Origin of the sequence: Candidatus Protochlamydia sp. R18, assembly GCF_000648255.1 — a bacterium.
In the GTDB taxonomy this organism is placed as follows: domain Bacteria; phylum Chlamydiota; class Chlamydiia; order Chlamydiales; family Parachlamydiaceae; genus Protochlamydia; species Protochlamydia amoebophila.
Genome location: NZ_BASL01000795.1, coordinates 1 through 17,798 on the forward strand (window position 1 = coordinate 1; position 17,798 = coordinate 17,798).

General features: G+C 34.5%; 11 protein-coding genes and 1 pseudogene. 6 read left to right on the forward strand and 6 right to left on the reverse strand.

Translation table 11 applies throughout. From position 1 onward, the window contains the following. A pseudogene (locus TY19_RS11200) lies at positions 1 to 680 on the reverse strand (hypothetical protein); the annotation flags it as partial. A gap of 1,094 nt (positions 681 to 1,774) precedes the next feature. Between TY19_RS11200 and TY19_RS11205 the strand changes: the two are divergent. Next, positions 1,775 to 3,019 (forward strand): hypothetical protein, encoded by a 1,245-nt coding sequence (locus TY19_RS11205; protein WP_042282645.1) that lies wholly within the window; start codon positions 1,775 to 1,777, stop codon positions 3,017 to 3,019. 309 nt (positions 3,020 to 3,328) lie between these two features. On the opposite strand, the gene TY19_RS12020 is transcribed toward TY19_RS11205, so the two are convergent. The 3 genes from TY19_RS12020 to TY19_RS11220 all read right to left on the reverse strand — a co-directional run bounded on the left by TY19_RS12020 (position 3,329) and on the right by TY19_RS11220 (position 9,734). Then, positions 3,329 to 5,296, reverse strand: a complete 1,968-nt coding sequence (locus tag TY19_RS12020; protein ID WP_052354938.1) for a leucine-rich repeat domain-containing protein — start codon at positions 5,294 to 5,296, stop codon at positions 3,329 to 3,331. Between the two features lie 860 nt (positions 5,297 to 6,156). After that, positions 6,157 to 9,132 carry an insulinase family protein gene (locus tag TY19_RS11215; protein ID WP_042282647.1) on the reverse strand — a complete coding sequence of 992 codons (2,976 nt, stop codon included), beginning with the start codon at positions 9,130 to 9,132 and terminating at the stop codon, positions 6,157 to 6,159. Between the two features lie 419 nt (positions 9,133 to 9,551). Continuing rightward, entirely contained in the window at positions 9,552 to 9,734 is a 183-nt protein-coding gene (locus TY19_RS11220; RefSeq protein ID WP_039359540.1) for a DUF1328 family protein, read from the reverse strand. Between the two features lie 183 nt (positions 9,735 to 9,917). Here TY19_RS11220 and TY19_RS11225 point away from each other — a divergent pair, with 183 nt between their 5' ends. Then, positions 9,918 to 10,781: a CDP-alcohol phosphatidyltransferase family protein gene (locus tag TY19_RS11225; protein WP_042282650.1), complete on the forward strand. Its 864-nt coding sequence runs from the start codon at positions 9,918 to 9,920 to the stop codon at positions 10,779 to 10,781. A 157-nt stretch (positions 10,782 to 10,938) separates the two neighbouring features. On the opposite strand, the gene lexA is transcribed toward TY19_RS11225, so the two are convergent. Then, on the reverse strand, positions 10,939 to 11,559 hold the full coding sequence (gene lexA, locus TY19_RS11230) for a transcriptional repressor LexA (protein ID WP_042282652.1): 621 nt from the start codon (positions 11,557 to 11,559) through the stop codon (positions 10,939 to 10,941). Further along, complete coding sequence (locus TY19_RS11235) at positions 11,556 to 12,233, reverse strand: phosphatase PAP2 family protein (RefSeq protein ID WP_042282654.1); 678 nt, start codon at positions 12,231 to 12,233, stop codon at positions 11,556 to 11,558. Before TY19_RS11235 ends, lexA begins: the two co-directional genes overlap by 4 nt. A gap of 242 nt (positions 12,234 to 12,475) precedes the next feature. On the opposite strand from TY19_RS11235, the gene TY19_RS11240 reads away from it, so the two are divergent. Genes TY19_RS11240 through pseI form a run of 4 tightly spaced genes read left to right on the forward strand, consistent with a single transcriptional unit; the run spans position 12,476 to position 17,728 of the window. Then, entirely contained in the window at positions 12,476 to 14,644 is a 2,169-nt protein-coding gene (locus TY19_RS11240; RefSeq protein WP_042282655.1) for an HD family phosphohydrolase, read from the forward strand. Further along, positions 14,644 to 15,456 (forward strand): SDR family NAD(P)-dependent oxidoreductase, encoded by an 813-nt coding sequence (locus tag TY19_RS11245; RefSeq protein WP_042282657.1) that lies wholly within the window; start codon positions 14,644 to 14,646, stop codon positions 15,454 to 15,456. Before TY19_RS11240 ends, TY19_RS11245 begins: the two co-directional genes overlap by 1 nt. Then, positions 15,441 to 16,664: a DEAD/DEAH box helicase gene (locus tag TY19_RS11250; RefSeq protein ID WP_042282659.1), complete on the forward strand. Its 1,224-nt coding sequence runs from the start codon at positions 15,441 to 15,443 to the stop codon at positions 16,662 to 16,664. The genes TY19_RS11245 and TY19_RS11250 overlap by 16 nt, the downstream gene beginning before the upstream one ends. Positions 16,665 to 16,672: 8 nt before the next feature. Then, positions 16,673 to 17,728: a pseudaminic acid synthase gene (gene pseI / locus TY19_RS11255; RefSeq protein WP_042282661.1), complete on the forward strand. Its 1,056-nt coding sequence runs from the start codon at positions 16,673 to 16,675 to the stop codon at positions 17,726 to 17,728. Positions 17,729 to 17,798 lie beyond the last annotated feature (70 nt).

A 17,798-nucleotide genomic window follows, 5' to 3' on the forward strand; every position in this document is an offset into this window, starting at 1 on the left:
GGAACAAAAGAAATAGAATATTCCAGGCAATCGAGCAGATGAGTAAACTCTTTTTGCGTCAAAGCGAGAGGATCTTGAAGGGTTTCTCGAAAATTTTCTGACCAAAGACTTTTAAAATAAGGCGATTTTTCCCTTAACAAAGCTAGTTGAGAATACGAAATGTTTAGCGAAGTTCCATCCTGGAATCTCAGTTTAAATTCCTGGGATGAAGAGAAAAGATCCGAAGATTGTTGAATTGTGGATGACTCAATTTTCTTTGGGGAAGTGTCCTTTAAAGCATTTAATTCTTCTGGGCTAGCTAAAGAATTTAATAAAAGCTCGTTTTCATCCTCAAATTTATCAATAGTTTCCTGATTGTAGGGTCTTGCTGAAAAAGGAGAAGCATCACTTAGAGCTTGACTCGAACTTGTTAAAAATATACTAGATGATGGGAGGCGACTTGCAATAAATTTGGGAATCGTAATTTCTTTTTGCCCCCAAAAAATCTCTCTCCATTGAGACTGAAGCTGCTCTTTTTCGATATAATTAAGGAATAGGTTGAGGAAGCCCTGAAAAATTGTTTTACACAGCAAACTAATTCGTTCAGAAAATTTTAAATAATTGTTCGATCGAGGATAGGAATGGGTGTCTGCATTAACGAGGAGATTACTAGGATTAACTCTTGGATTATCAATATTCAAAATTACCTTCCAAATTAGTTAAATAATTTTTAAATTATATAGATTTTTGAATAAAAAAATATACAAATAAATATCACTGCAATAGTAATGAAATGAAATATATTTTTAAATAAAAAAATATACAAATAAATATCACTGCAATAGTAATGAAATGAAATATATTTTTAAATAAAAATAACTTTATCAATTGAAAATTCTTAAAAAATAATTAGAATCTGATAAAGTTTAAAAAATCTTTAAACTTTAACAGGAAAAATTACCCAAGCCTATTTTAGATTAATTGTAGAGAAAATGTTTTCGTAATAGATCAAGGATCAGAGTTTCCGTTTCTTTGCAAAAAGAGTCATTCATGCGCGCCAAATTTTTCAACTTTTCCAAAATTTGAAGAGGTAGATTGTTATATTTTAAAATTCTTAAATAAATACTTTTTTAAATTAAGTAGTTAAGAAAAATTTTTTAAAAAATATGTTTCGATTCTAATCGATTATCGAGTGTTGTGTTTTACTTGAAATGCCAAACCTTAGCATAAGCTTAGTTCCATCTTGTAATTTGTATCTTTGAAGTCTATTATTGGGCTTTTCGGGTATTGCTTGAACATTTCTTTCTTGTTTTAGCAATTATTTGTGTGCTTTCCTTAATTCTCTAACGATTGAATAAACTAGTTGATCGATCAATACTTGATATTTCACTTTTTATTTATTAAATAAAAAAACCTCTTATACCACTCGATAATATAATCATCATTTAAATTTAATCGATATAAAAAACAAAATTCCTATTGATTTATGGTTATTTTATTCCAAAAATTTAAGAATAATTTTCTTGAATTAAAGATTAGAAAATAACTTACTTGAATTTATGAAAATGGATAAATGAAAAATTTAAAAAATGAAAATAGCTGATTAAAAATTTTAAAAAGTTTTTATATAGTTTATATCAATATCCTTTAACATAAATAAAGAAAATAGTTGATTAAAATTTTTGAAAAGTTTTTACATGGATTATATCGATACCTTTTAAAGTAAATATAGAAGGATATTTATAAATAATTAATTTTTTTAAGTTAACTTCAAACAATTTCATGAGGTGATATTATGGAAACCAAATCTGTGGGTACTTTTTCAACAAGAGAAATAGAAGAAATAAGGATTTTATTTGAATCTCTAAAAACAACAGAAACAAGAAATAGAGAATTGATAAACAAAGTTGAAACAGTTTGCGGGCAAATTTTATTAGTTACTGACCCGGTTCATAGTCTTCAGAAAGTTAAAGTTGATCTTACTCAAAAAATCACGGCTCTTAGTCAGGATAATGGTAAATTTAAAAAGACAATGCTTAACCATGAGCAACAAATAAGTTTGCTTCAAAAAGAATTTCAAAAAGTTCAAGAAACGTTAAATGAAAAAGTTAGGCAAATAGCAGGTATTCAAAGAACACTTGAAAAATATGAAAAAGAAAAACAAGAATTTTCCGAGAGAAATACAAGGCTTGTCAATGAAAATGCCGAACTTGTCAATGAAAGAGATGGCTTAAACACGCTATTAGAAGATTTACGCAAGGAAAAATCTGAACTTGAAAATCAAGAGAAAGCACATCAAGAAGAAATAAATAGACTGAAGCAAGATTTAAATGAAGCACAAAGTCATTATTCCGAGTTGAAAAGAAGTAGTAAGTTAGAAATTTCTGAAAAAACAAGGTTAATTGCTAATGAAAAGCTTAAATGCGAAAAACTTACTCAGGTAGGCATTTTAATTAGAAAAGATCGCAATCAAGCAAAACAGAAGTTGGCTGAAAGACAAGCAGTACATACGCAAACAAGACGGAACTTGCTTAAAGAACGAGCAGGACATATACAAACAAGCCAGAGCTTAGCTCAAGTAAAAGCAGAGCATGCTCAAACAACAAGAAAATTAAACCAAACTCAACATGAGCTAACTCAATCTCAGCAAACAGTATCAAGACAAAAAATAGATTATCAAGAGCTTGAAAATAAACTAGGAGAGATTGACAGTAAACTTATATCTCAAGAAGAATTACAAAAAATGAGCAACAAAATTCAATCCAGAGAAGAAATCAAAGAGCTTATTACGCGTCTTAGCCTAATAAATTTAAATGATTTAAATGAACTTCAAGATTGGGTTAAAGATTGTACGACAACGTTTGGATTTAATGACGACGAACGACGTAATTTGGAAAGTAATTTATCAAATTTGTTGAGCAAACCTGGATTTTTTACATGGCCAAACATGTTAAGAGAAGGAGTTATGTTTTCTTTAGAAGGAGCTTCGATTCATTATTTGCCCTTGTTAATCAGTTTGTTATCTAAGTTAATTAAATAGTTTTTTTGACTAAAACACAGGATGAAAAAAGTAAAATGTTAACTATTGCATGATGATAGTAAGTGCTTTTGTTGGCAGTTATCCTTTTATTATTTTAAGGTCTTTTATAGAGATTTTTGTTTTTCTGAACGAATTCAGTTATTGTATAAAGCAATTTTTATGCAAAAATAAACATTCTCTGATAAAGATTTTTTATCTGTAGTTTTATTAAATTTGAGAAACTAACAAATTTTTATATTCAGCGTTATTCAGAATTTTTGCACCAATTCAGATTCAAATATATTATGCTTACTAAGTACATCAAATGCATTAATCCTCTAGATTGATGCAATGTTGGTACCAAATTAGATTCAAATTTGGGAAAGTTGCTAAGGATTTAAAATGCGCCAATCCAGCGTCAGTGAAATTTTCGCAATAGTTCAAATTCAAATCCTGCAAAGCCAATAAGGGTGTCAAATGTGTTAATCCGGCATCAGTAAGGTGATTACACGAACTCAGGTTCAAATGCGTTAAAGCCACTAAAGGTGCCAAATGCGCCAATCCAGCGTCAGTAAGATTTCTACCATAGCTCAAATCTAAGTGCTGCAAAGCGACTAAAGGCGTTAAATGCGCCAATCCAGCGTCAGTGAGATGATTGCAGGAACTCAGATCTAAATGCGCTAAAGCCACTAAAGGTGCCAAATGTGCTAATCCAGCATCGGTGAGTTGCCAGCATCCGTTCAGATTTAAATGCTGCAAAGCCACTAAGGGAGCTAAATGCGCCAATCCAGCATCTGTGAAATTATAGCACCAACTTAAATTCAAATGCGTTAAAGCTATTAAAGGTGTCAAATGCGCTAATCCAGCATCCGTGATATTTCTACAATGGCCCAGATTCAAATCCTGCAAAGCCACTAAGGGAGTTAAATGCGCTAATCCTGCATCTGTGAAATTATAGCACCAACTCAGGTTCAAATGCGTTAAAGTCAATAAAGGTGTCAAATGCGCCAATCCAGCGTCAGTGAGATTATTACACGAACTCAGGTTCAAATGCGTTAAAGTCAATAAAGGTGTCAAATGCGCCAATCCAGCGTCAGTGAGATTATTACACGAACTCAGGTTCAAATGCGTTAAAGTCAATAAAGGTGTCAAATGCGCTAATCCAGCGTCAGTGAGATTATTACACGAACTCAGATTCAAATAGGTCAAAGCCGTTAAGGGTGTCAAATGCGCTAATCCAGCATCCGTAATATTTCTACAATGGCTCAGATTCAAATAGGTCAAAGCCGTTAAGGGTGTCAAATGCACTAATCCTGCATTAGCAAATTTGCATCCAGCCAGATTTAAATGTTGTAAAGCCGTTAAGGGTGTCAAATATGCTAATCCTGCATCCGTGAGATTGCGGCACTCTTGGAGATGAAGCACTTTTAAATTTTTACAATTTTTTAACGCTAAGAGATGGGCATCAGTTAAAGAAGCATTTTTTGAAAAATTGAGTTCTTCTATTTCATTTGGAAAGTGATTTAAAATTTTTTCAAATTCCGTTAAATGAGATGTCCGATTTAATAATGAACTTACAACTGTGAGTTCTAAATAATTTTTTAAAGTGTTTAATTGGTATTGGTGTGCAAAATTTAAAAGTTTTTTTAACCCTAATAGACTGTCTTCTCTAGAGTTAAACAGCTCATATTTCTTTAATTTACACTCAGCAATCAACTGTTTTTCTAAATTTTTTACAATTTCTGTCAGTTGATAGTAATCTGCTAGTTGAATCAAAGAAGGGATTTTTTGCAAAGGAACTTTAAAATTAGCATTTATCAAACAATTGAGTAGATGAGTAAACTCTTTTTGCTTCAAAGCGAGGGGATCTTGGAGGGTTTCCCGAAAATTTCCCGACCAAAGAATTTTAAAATAGGGTGATTTTTCCATTAACAAAGTTTTTTGGGAACTTGAAATTTTTAGGTAAGTATTATCCTGGAAGCTCAATATGGAGAAAGGAGTGGCAAAGCATGAAGTTTGGCTTGGGTTTGATAAAGACATCCCAGATTCTGAATGAGTTGTGGTAAAATTAGAAACGATAATTTCTTTTTGCCCCCAAAAACTTTCTCTCCATTGAGACTGAAGCTGCTCTTTTTGGAGATAATTAAAGAATAAGTTGAGAAAGGACTGAAAAATTGTTTTGCACAATAAATGAACTCGTTCAGAAAATTTTAAACGATAGTTCGATTGGTAGTAAGAATGAGTGTCTGTATTGACAACGAAATTACTAGAATTAAATATCGGCTTATGAATATTCAAAATTAACCACAAACTAATTAAATTATTTTTAAAATTTATATATGCTACAATAGCATAATATATAAGGAAATATTATTTCAATATTAATAAAACAAAATATTTAATTAAATAAAGAAAAATGACTTATCAATTAAAAATTCTTAAAAAATAACTAGAGGCCGATAGAGTTTAAATACAAGATCTTTAAACTTATTAAAAATACTAGTGAGAGATAAAACTAAATTAGAAGCATTTTTTAAAGCTTTAGAAGCAAAAACCAAACGGTAAGTTTTGAGGAAAAGTCCTTTAAAATGCAAATTCCTTGTTTTTTTACGCAAAGCTTCCTAGATACTGATTTCATCGATTTTACTGGCTCGTTAAGAGGTAAGCTTATTCATGGATATTAAGTTCCATTCCAGGTTTTTTAATTCATGTATTCATGCTAATTTTGTTGCTTTCAAGGTGCTAGATTTATTGCTCACTCCATAACCCTGTCAGAACCAAAACCATTTACAGCATGATCAAGGATGATTAAGTTCAATGCGAATTAAACAATTAAAAGAGTTAAAAGAGATACTTGTGCAAAGCAAAATAGTTAGACTGGAATATGCCGATAAACAAGATCTAGTTGTGAGTATTAGATGAACAGAAACAGTAATTGTGAGTTTTATGATGGTTGAAATGATTTTAAAAGGGCTAAACAAACTTGAAAATTTCTAGAAAAATTAGAAAAACTCATTTTAAGTGTAAATGTGCGTAAGCAAAAAAGTACGGACCTTGTTGATCAATATTTACCAATTTAAAATTTGTCTCTAGAAACAGTTGAAGGTCTCTAGAAGTGTTTTCATCGATGCTAAAATCAGCATCGATGATTTTAAAATTTAAATTCCTTCAATAACTAGTGGTGAAAGCCCGTCTTTTTTTAATTCTTCATTCTGCCTTTCTAGCAATTCTTTGCCGGCAAAGACGACTGTTGAGCCTTTATCCATTTGCGGAGCAATAATCCTTTGAACAGCTTCAATCACATTTTCTTTGGTCAAATTTAATAGTTTAGTACGGAATGCTTGGCGAATAGCTAATGTTTTACCTTCTCTTAACCAGCCATAGGCCAGTTCTGCTTGACTGCCTGGAGAAATTGGAGTATCCAAAGTTTGTATCATCTCAAATTTAGCTTCTTCTAAATCTGCTTCATCAAACTCTCCTTTTAAAACAACTTCCACAGCTTGTTCAAAAGCTTTGAGGGTCGTAAAAATGTTCGGATCTCGGTAGGAGTAAAAATAAAAATTCCCTGAAAGAGGATTACTAACAGCCCCGCCTCCATATGCTCCTCCTTGTTCCCGAATTTTTGTGTGAAGGGTTAAATTGTCAAATAAAAACGCCGCAATACTGAGGGCAGGAGCATCTGGGTGGACGTAAGAGACGGTTGGAAATACTTGGCCAATAAATGCAACAGGAGAGGCAATGATTTTTCCTTGAGAGGGAACGTCTAATAAGGGAAAATGACTGTGCCAAGGATGAAATGGACGCGTATCAATATCTTTTAACTCATAAAATCCATGACCTTTCAGTTCATCATAAAAGGTAGAATCACAACTTAACACTAAATGAGGGTTATCCAAACAAGTCACTTTTTCTTGGAGATCTTGAAGTTTAGCTAAAATATAAGGGCCTTGTTTGTCAAAGTCTTTAACGAGTTCTCGAATTTTTACATAATAGTTGAGTCCATACAAATCATTGGCAACTTTAGAAGCGATGTTTAAACCACTCGCAGCTAAATTAATGGCATATTTTAAACCACTTTGACTTAAACGACTTTCCATCGCAGTGAAATGCTTGAAAAGAATTTCTTTTAATCTCTCTAAGCTATCGATTTTAGCTGATGCCATTGTTTCATGCATAAGTGTGAAGAGCTTAGAGGATTTTCGATATAAAGCTTTTCCACGTAAATGAAATGTTGGGGAAAAACAAGCCTCATCTTCTGCTTGTAAATTTAGGCTAATTCCTGCTGCAATCCCTCCTGTATTTCCTTGGATGTATTCCAAGTTTTCTGCGTAGCTTCTTTTTCCACAGCCAATTTGTGTTAAAACAACGGTTAGAAGGCGCAAATAAGGAAGATCTTTTTCTGATAAGGTTGGTAAATCATAGACGAGGTCCGCATAGACAATATCATTTGTAAAGACAGCGTGATGAAAAACTGTTAGTGCCCCTATCTTTTCTTCTTTTAAAGAATAGTTCCTCGCCGCTAAGGGGATGTCTTGAATACAAACTTTTGGTAAAACATCCAAGCTTTCTTCTTCTTGCATTTTTTGAAAAGAGGCAAGCAATTCAGCTTTATGAATTAACTCCTGAGTGAGTTTTTCCGACAGTGAGTTTTTAATTATTTCCAAATGTTTTTTTTCTTTTTCATTTTCTCTCATTTCTAATGTTTGGTCAGGTGCCATAACAATCTGAACGAAATGGGGATTATCAATTAGATGTTTCTGAATGAGCTTTGTAAAATAGAAAGGATCAGACAAAGTACGTTTGCGTACCTGATCAAAAAGAGAGTGAATTCTTAATCCTTGTTCAGGATCAACGCCATGCTGTTTTAAAAGTCCAGAACGCATAAATAAAGACAAGCCAAAAGGGGCATGATCTCCAGTAATTTCGCTACGATAAAACTCAAGTTGATGAATGGCATTTTCAATCATCTGAATAGGGATCCCATTTTTAATGATTTCTTGCAACTTGTCTTTAATGAGTTTTTGAAGATCTTCTGCTTTGTCTTCTTGACAGCCTTTAAGGATAATTCCCCAAGGGATTTCATTCACTTCTACATCAATAAACGAGTTGGCTTGCTTACACCATCCAGATTGCAACAAGACTTTTTTAAGGAGGGAGGCGTCATTATCCATTAAAATGAGTTCAAGGATATTTAAAGCAAGTGTTTCTTCTTGTTCCAAAATATGGCAAGTCAACCAAGCAAAGGCCAACATAGTTTTATTTGTCGTTTCTTCTTCAGAAGCAATGGGATAAGAAAGTTTCACAGATTTTGGTTGGAGAAATCGGGGTTGAAGGGGAATAGGAGGAAGAGGAGTAGCTCGTGTGGCTTGATTAAGAGTATGTTTGGCAATAAAATCTAAATGTTCTTCTAATGGCATATTTCCATAAAAAAAGAACAGGCAACGGCTTGGATGATAAAACTTTTGGTAAAATTCTTTGAGTTGTGCGTAGGTCAATTTAGTGATGGCCTCAGGATCCCCTCCAGAGTTGACACCATAAGTAATATCTGGAAAAAGGTTAGCATTAATTGCTTCAATTAATCTGGCACTTGAAGAAGAAAGAGCTCCTTTCATTTCATTAAAAACAATCCCTTTATGTTCTAAAGGAGAAGAGGGATCATTAGGAATTGCAAATTCAAGCCGATGTCCTTCTTGCAAAAAGCTTAATTCATTTAAATGAGGATGAAAGACGGCATCTAAATACACTTCCAATAAGTTATAAAAATCTTTATGAACTTGAGAGGCGGCTGGATAACAGGTAAAATCAGCCCCTGTTAAAGCGTTCATGAAGGTATTTAAACTTCTTCGATTCATGGCAAAAAAAGGATCTTTAACGGGAAATTTTTCGGATCCACATAAAACGGTATGTTCTAAGATATGAGCAACTCCGCTTGAATCTTCTGGTAAGGTTTTAAAGGATAAGCAAAATAAGTTTTCTGGATCTTCATTTTCAATATGCATAATCATCGCACCTGTGGGTTGGTGCACAAGCTCTCTAAGAAAACATTGAAGTTCTGGAATTTCTACAGCTTTAACCAGTTCAAATTGATGATAAATTTGACCTACAGCGTTAAGTCGAGAGTGTTTAGAGATCATGAATAAATAACCTTACAATTTTAAAAAACAAAAGAATTCACTTATAAAAATTTTAGATAAGCATATTTTTGCTATCTGCTAAAAGTTCATTTTGTCTTATTTGTCAAAATAAGCGGTATGTAAACAAAATGAAGGATGGTTAACTTTATACTTATTTTTTAGAGAAGAATGAATTTTTTGTAAAATTCGTCAGACTTCTAGACTTTTCAATGGGGAAAAAGTTTAATAAATCTTACCATTTTTTTACTTTATTTCTCCCGCAAATTCAATCAATTAGCATTGATAAATCGAAATTTGAGCTGAAATGGGATTAAAGTCTTTCTGCTGCATCCTGAGTTTAAAAGTTAATCTTTCATAAAGAAAACTTTCAAACTCGAAGGATAATTCATTTAATCATTGCCACAGATGAAATGAATGATTTAAATAGGCGGAGTAGGCCCTTTACGACCAAGTAAACTAAATAGAAGTGAAATTAAGAATAAGACAATAAAAATGTAAAACAAAATTTGTGCGATACCAGTGGCTGTGGCTGCGATTCCACCGAAACCAAATATGGCTGCAATAATCGCAATAATTAAAAAGGTTATAGCCCACCTTAACATAAGACCTCCTTTAGTTAATTTATATTGAATAACTACTTTTGCTCAGGTTAATTAAATAGCATAAAAAGTCAAATAAAAATTATATTGTTGATTAAAGAATTCTTCAAGGTTTGGTTTAAAATAAGATTGTCAGGTATGTTATTTACAAATTCTCTCATTTAACTTTTGGAGTGATTAACCGATATGCATTCTCTTCAACGGAAGAAAATTTATTTTTTACCTAATGTCATTACCGCTTTTGGTCTTTCTTGCGGACTCTTTGTCATCTTTAAAATGAATATGACGGGGATAGGAGAAGTGACCCCACAAATTTTAACCGCTGTGACAGCTATATTGCTTTTAGCTGCGTTTGCCGATTTGATGGATGGAGCAGTCGCTCGCGTTATCAAAGCGGAAAGTGATTTTGGGGTAGTATTTGACACATTAGCTGATGCCATTTCTTTTGGGGTGGCCCCTTCTGTAATTATTTTAAAAAGCCTTTCTGTTGATCCCAGTACAAAATTATCTTTTTTAGTTACCATGTCTGCAATTGTCTTTTCACTTTGTGGAGTTCTTCGTCTAGTGAGATTTAATGTGGCAGCATTAGCTACAAAAAATAATGTTGAATTGGCTGTTGCGCATAAGAAGCATTTTACAGGACTTCCAATTCCTGCAGCAGCGGCAGCGGCAGTTTCTCTTAATTTTTTCTTGTTTAATCCCAATTTTGAGTGGGTAAAACAATTTCCTATCCATAGCCAAACCTGGATTTTATCTGTGATGTTGATGCTATTAGGATATTGCATGGTGAGTCGCTGGAAATTCCCTAGTGTCAAAAGTTTAGAAATAAAAGTTTCTTCTTTTCGTCTTGTGTTTTTCACAGTACTTGCAGCTGTTTTGGTCTTCTATGGTATTCTTCATCATTTTGCCTTAGCATGTACGGTTCTTTCCTGGGGATATATTTTATTGGCTTTGACCTTAGCAATGTTTCGTGTTGTAGCAGGAAGACGGTCTAAAACTTTAGAAGAATTTGAGCCGGAACCAGAGGAATTGGATGAGGTTGAAGAGTGAAAGGGGATTTTTCCCACTTTGTTTTTTCACAAAATGATTTATTTAGAATGTTATCAAAGACATTATTCGACAATAAATTGCACAATGCTTGCAAATAATATTTGAATTAAATTTCAATTTGAATGGTTTTTTGATCCATGAGAATTTAGAAATTTAATTAACAATAAAAACGTATGAGATTTGTTAATACCCCTTGTATAGCTAGGTGATCGTGACGGAGTGTTAAAGAGGAATGATTGATATGAATGCTTTCTAAACGAATGTATTGCCCTTCAGGATAATAACGTTTAACAACGGTGTCATGATGATTAATTGCGCCGATGATAATTTCTCCTGGCTGAACAGTAGATCTTGCTTCAACAACCAAAAGGTCTCCGTCTTGAATGAGCTCTTCTGACAGGCTATTACCCTGAACGCGTAAGATATAAGTATTATTTAAATGATGTACAAAAGTGGATGGAACAGCAATGGTTTGGGGTCGCATAAACATCTCAATGGGATAGCCAGCCATGATATTGCCAATAAGAGGGAGTAACACTTCAGCTGAAAAAGTTAGTGAAGCGGGAGGATGAGTAGGGATGAGAGAACGACTGCATTTTTTTTCGGCTGCTAGCACTCCTTTGCGTTGCAAAGATTGAATATGTTTATGAACGGAAGCTGGGGAAGCAAGAGAAAAGTGTTTCATAATCTCTCTGTAACTTGGTGAATATTGATGAGTATCGATAAATTGTTGAATAAATTGCAAAATAGCTTGTTGTTTGGGTGTCAATCCTTTCATGGTGAATAGCCGCTTTTAAAGATCATTTGATAACACCCAATCGATGTCAACCACATAATTAATGCAGAAAAAACCACATCAGAAAAAAAGTGTCCTCCTTGTACTAAGCGAGCATAACTGAGAGCACCTCCCAAGCTTATTGTTAAAAATAAACCAAGAATGTAAAGAAAATAGCTTCGATAATGCTTACCTAGCCATAAAAAACTAAAAAAATAAAATCCGACAGAGCAGTGTCCGCAAGGAAAGGATTTAGAAGGTTCAAATGAATGATTGAAGCGAGGCTTGTAATAAGGTAAAAATGGTTGAGCACCCCCGAATTCAATGATTTGTTTGGGCCGTGGTCTTCCCCAATGGTCTTTAAAAATGGCATGCACAAAAATTCCCGATCCGATTGCCAGTACAAGAATCAAATAAAGAAAAGCGGGCCGAAAGAATTTCAATCGAGGCAAGAAAATTGAGGCTACGCTTCCACAAATTGCTAATCCTACAACAATCCAAGCAGGAAAAATTGCATAATGATAAATCCAAAGTGTGATAGGAGAGGAATCAAATTCACCTTGGCGATAAAAATATTGAGAGACCGCTAAATCGATTGGAGTAGACCAGAGAGTAAATAAAAGAACCGCTAAAAGAGGAAGAAAAATAGTCGTTGTTTTCGAAAAGGAATTTGGCATGATGAAAGCATTTAGGATTTTTTAAGACTTTGCTTCAATCTGGAGTTTATTGAATCGATAGTCGTTATTCCAGTTTTTAAATCCTTTTATATATAGCGGATTCCATAAAAATTGACACATAAATTCATTTTTTGAGTTTCCTATTTAAGGGAATTCGAATGACGAAGTCGGGTTTTTACTATATGCCAATTCAAGGATGTGTTATGGTAAAGCTATGAAAATTAGTGTAGGTTTTAACAAAAATGCCTGATAGAAACAGTATTTTTGAGAATCAGCAAGAATTAAAGTTTTCTGGTGAGCAAGGTTTTTTTGATAAAAGCAAGATCATCCGTTATTTGATTATTTGCTTGTTTGCTTTTAGTTTGTTTTCATTTTTGCATTTCCGAGAAGTTCGAGTAGAGATGCTGGAACTTGGCAGTATTGCTCCTCGTTATATTGTCTCTCAAGTGAATTTCGATTTCCCTGATGAAGAAGCGACTGTCATTTTGAAGCAAGACTCCATCAGAGATGTTGGAAAAATTTATCGACTTTCTCAAAATGATATTCGTCGAAAGCGAATCGAATTTGAAAACTTTTTACTATATAACCAAGCTTGGCATAAGCACACAGAAAACGGGCAGTTTGATGAACTTTACCAAGCAACAGAGAAAATAGAGCAAGCTCTTGTTGAAATGCGTTTTACCGATGCGCGGACTTTGGACCATATGAAATCTTTAGGAATTCCTACCAATCAATATCAGATATATACCCCAAATACTCTTATAGACCAAACTGTCCTTCCTGAATCTATTTGGGAAAAGATTCAAGCCAAAGATTTACCTCTCAGCCAGTATGAACCCCTCGTATCTGCTTTAACGATTGAATTTTTTAAACATAGCCATTGGCACATCGAAGAAGATATTCCAGCTCAAAGACAATTGAGAAAAAAAATTCAGAGTTTTGTCCCTGATAAATATACGCATGTGAATGCGGGAAATCGGATCATTGATCAAGGTGAAAAAGTCACATCCAGACATATAGCCATGCTTCAATCGATGAAAAGTGCGTTGGGAACTCGCCGTAATCTTTCTAATCCTTTTACGATGTTGGGCTCTTTGATTTTTACAGTCTTATTTATAGGAATTTTCCTATCTTACTTTCAAACGAACCAGCCTCGTATTTTAAAATCCAATCGAAAAATATTTCTGTTAGTGACGATTTTAGTTTTAACACTCATTTTATCAAAATTTACCGAGTTTTTTCTTTTAAATTCCAAAAATAACTTAATTGATACAATTCGTTACCCACTTTTTATTCCGCTGGCAGCGATCTTGATCTGTAGTTTAATTAATCCAGCGGTTGCTACATTTTCAGCAGGTTTTCTTTCTGTGGTGTCTTCAATTTCCTTGGCATTTGACTGGGAAGGATTTCTTCTTTTAAATTTAACGGCCGGTTTAGTTGCTATTTTGAGTGTCCATTCACTTAGACGAAGAAAGGAAATTTTTGTTGTTTGTTTAAATGCTTGGATCTGTTGCGTAATTGCCATTTTAGCCTCGCATTTGTATCACAACAGCATTGGTCATTTTTCTATGGTAGCAGATATTCTGAGTGCTTGTTTCTTTATGCTCTTCACGGCTGTTTTAGGCGTCGGATTACTTCCTTTACTGGAATCTGGATTCAGGATTATGACCGATGTGACATTGATGGAATATATGAATCCAAATAATGATTTATTGAGAAGGTTGACAATCGAAGCTCCAGGAACCTATCAACATTCGGTTGTTGTGGGAAATTTAGCAGAGGCAGCGGCTCTTTCTATAGGGGCAAATGGGCTATTTTGCCGTGTGGCAACTCTCTATCATGATGTGGGTAAAATGGCGACTTCTCAATATTTTACAGAAAACCAATTTGGTGAAGTAAATATTCATCAACTTCTCACACCTCAAGAATCTGCTCAAGTCATTATGGCGCATGTCCCAGAAGGAGTTTCATTGGCAAGAGAAGCGGGACTTCCAGAGCCGATTATTGATATTATTAAAGAACACCATGGAACAACGCTTGTTTATTATTTTTATCGCAAGCAAGTTGAAAAAATGGGTGGGGATAAGAATTTAGTGGATGAGAGAGAATTTCGCTATGCAGGCCCTACACCTAGAAGTAAAGAATCAGGGATTATTATGATTGCTGACTCTTTTGAAGCGGCTTCTCGTTCACTTGATAAAGTAAATGAAGACTCTTTGATGGGATTAGTTGATCGTTTAGTTCGAGAAAAAGCTGATGATGGACAATTTGATCAATGTTTGTTGACATTTGAAGAACTCTATACAGTGAAAAAAGCTTTAGTGAAAACTTTATTAGCAGCAGGTCATTCACGCATTAAATACCCTGCGCCAGAAAAAAAACTTTTAGCGTGTCGAGAAGCGGGAGCTTGATGATGAAACAACGTTTGGTCCTTATTACGGGCGCAACAGCTGGAATTGGGCAAGCTCTTGTTCATCTAGCGGCTCAAAAAGAACTAAAATTACTCATTACGGGTAGAAATCAAGAAGAATTAAAAAAACTGACGGACACATTTGGTTCTTTGATTGTTCAAGCAGTGGCAGCCGACCTTTCTCAGGAAGAAGGTGTTAAAACAATCATTGACTTAATTCATAAGCATTGTCCCGATATTATTATTAATAATGCGGGTTTTGGTCTATATGGAGAAGCTCTTTCGTATTCTACTGTACAGCAAAAGCATATTGTTGATGTAAATGTCAATGCAGTTTTGCAACTTAGTTTGGAAGGAGCAAGAGCTTTAATTTCTCAGGTTAAGCAAGGCGTTATTTTAAATGTATCCTCAGCTATTTCTTTTCAGGTAGCGCCTAATATGGCTGTTTATGCTGCCACTAAAGCATTTATCAACCAGTTTTCACAAAGTTTAGATGAAGAATTAAAACCGCTTGGAATTCGCGTGTTGGTTGCGTGTCCAGGAATGGTTAAAACAGAATTTAGCCAAAATGCTGGAATGACGCGTACAAGAAAATTTACTGCGGTCATGTCTTCCAAATTTGTAGCTCGTGTAATTTGGAAACAAATTGAAAGCTTAACTCCTTTAACAATTATTGATTGGAAATACCGGTTATTAACCTGGCTTTCTTATTTGATTCCGAAAAAAATCGTCACTGCTATCATTAAAAACAACATTGCGGAACGTATTGCTCCGCGCAACGTCATTAGATTACCCTCATGCAAGAACAAATAGATGTAGAATTGCTTCCTCAAGAGCCCAATGGATTTATAACTTTTAATTTAGATCCTTTGATTTTAAAAGCACTAGATAAAATGAATTTTAAAGAGCCTTCTCGAATTCAAACAGAGGCTATTCCACTGATCCAAAAAAAACAAGATCTCATCGCTCTTTCACAAACAGGTTCTGGAAAAACAGCCACTTGTGCTATCCCGATTTGTAATCGTGTAAATACGGAACTGACAGATATTCAAGCCCTGATCATTGTCCCAACAAGAGAATTAGCTTTACAATATGCAACAGAAACACAAAAAATTGGGAAATATAAAGGAGTTAAAGCGTTCGCAATTTTTGGGGGAGAAGATTCAGCTTTGCAGCAATCTAAACTTAAACATGGTGTACAAGTCTTAGTAGCCACTCCTGGACGTTTAATTGACTTTATTTATTCACGACAAATTGATTTGTCTCATGTGGAAACCTTGATACTAGATGAAGCTGATGAAATGTTAAGCATGGGGTTTTATGATGATCTTGTTTTTATTATTCAATGCTTAAACCACTCTCATCAAACATTATTGTTTTCAGCAACGATGCCAGCTGCGATTCAACGTTTAGCTAAGCATCACATGAAAGACCCTCAAGAGGTGAATTTAATCTTAGAACAAGCAAGCCCCCATCTATTAGAGCATTGCTTTGTTTATTGCTTAGCACATCAAAGAGACCATGAGCTTATCAAACTCATTAAAGAGAATAATCCCACGCAAGCTATTATTTTCTGTCAGTCGCGGTTTCAAGTAGAAAAAGTGTGTCGTACTTTACAGTCTCATTTAGATGGAGTAGATTTTTTACATGCGGGATTAAATCAAGATATTCGCACTATTGTGACAAATAAGTTTCGGACAGGTAAGATTCGGCTGCTCGTCGCAACGGATATTGTTGCCAGAGGTTTGGATTTTTCTAAAGTGAGCCATGTTTTTATTTACCAACTTTCTCATGAATCTGATGTTTATGTGCATCGATCTGGAAGAACAGGGCGATATGGGAAAACTGGAGTAGTTATTTCTTTGGTGACTTCTAGGGAGCTACCATATTTAAATGCTATTCTAAAACAGATTAAACAAGAGCCTCGTTGGATTGGATGCCCACCGCCTGAAAAACAGGAAACTGCTAAACCTCGAAAAAGACGCCCTTATCCCAATAAAAAAAGTTCTAAGCCTCATTAAGGTTCGACATGGATATTTCAATTGGATCTAAAAAAATTGGACCTGAGCATCCCCCGTTTATTATCGCTGAATTATCCGGCAATCATAACGGTTCACTTGAACGGGCCTTAAAACTTGTTGAAGAAGCTGCGCAAGCTGGAGCTCATGCTGTTAAATTACAAACTTACACACCGGATACTATTACCTTAAATGTTCGGCGTTCTGAATTTTTAATCGAAGAGAAATCGAGTTTGTGGACTGGACGGTATCTCTATGATCTTTACCAAGAAGCTCATATGCCTTGGGAATGGCATCAACCTATTTTTGAAAAATGCAAAGTTTTAGGATTGGTTGCTTTTAGTACACCTTTTGATGAAAGTGCAGTAGATTTTTTGGAAGCGTTAGATGTCCCTTGTTATAAAATTGCTTCTCCCGAAATCGTCGATTTACCCTTAATTCGAAAAGTTGCTTCACTTGGTAAACCCGTGCTTTTATCAACAGGGGGTGCCAATTTAGAAGAAATCACAGAAGCTGTGAATGCAGCCAGACAAGTGGGTTGCCAAGATTTAATTTTACTCAAATGTACAGCTGCCTATCCTGCGAAATCGATAGATATGCATTTACGTACAATTTTTCACATGAGCGAAAATTTTCAAGTACTGGTAGGATTGTCAGATCATACTTTAGGAATAGGTGCTTCTATCGCAAGTTTAGCTTTTGGATGTTGCCTTATAGAAAAACATTTAACTCTTTCTCGAAAAGAAGGAGGAGTTGACAGTGTTTTTTCTTTAGAGCCGGAAGAGTTAAAACTCTTAGTTAACGAATCAAAAAATGCTTGGGAAGCGTTAGGTCAGATTCACTATGGGCCTCTTGCCGTCGAACAAACCACGCATTCTCATCGTCCTTCTCTCTATTTTGTGAAAGACCTTGAGCAAGGAGAAAAAATACAGCTGCACCACATTCGATCAGTTAGGCCCAATAAAGGGTTACCCCCAAAAGAAATTGATAAAATCATAGGATTGACTATTAATCAATCTATTGCAATGGGAACACCTGTTACTTGGGATTTATTTAATATGGTTTAACTGAAAGAACTTAACATAAGTATTACATATATTTTAAAAATTCAATAAACTGACGATAAAAAAAATTACC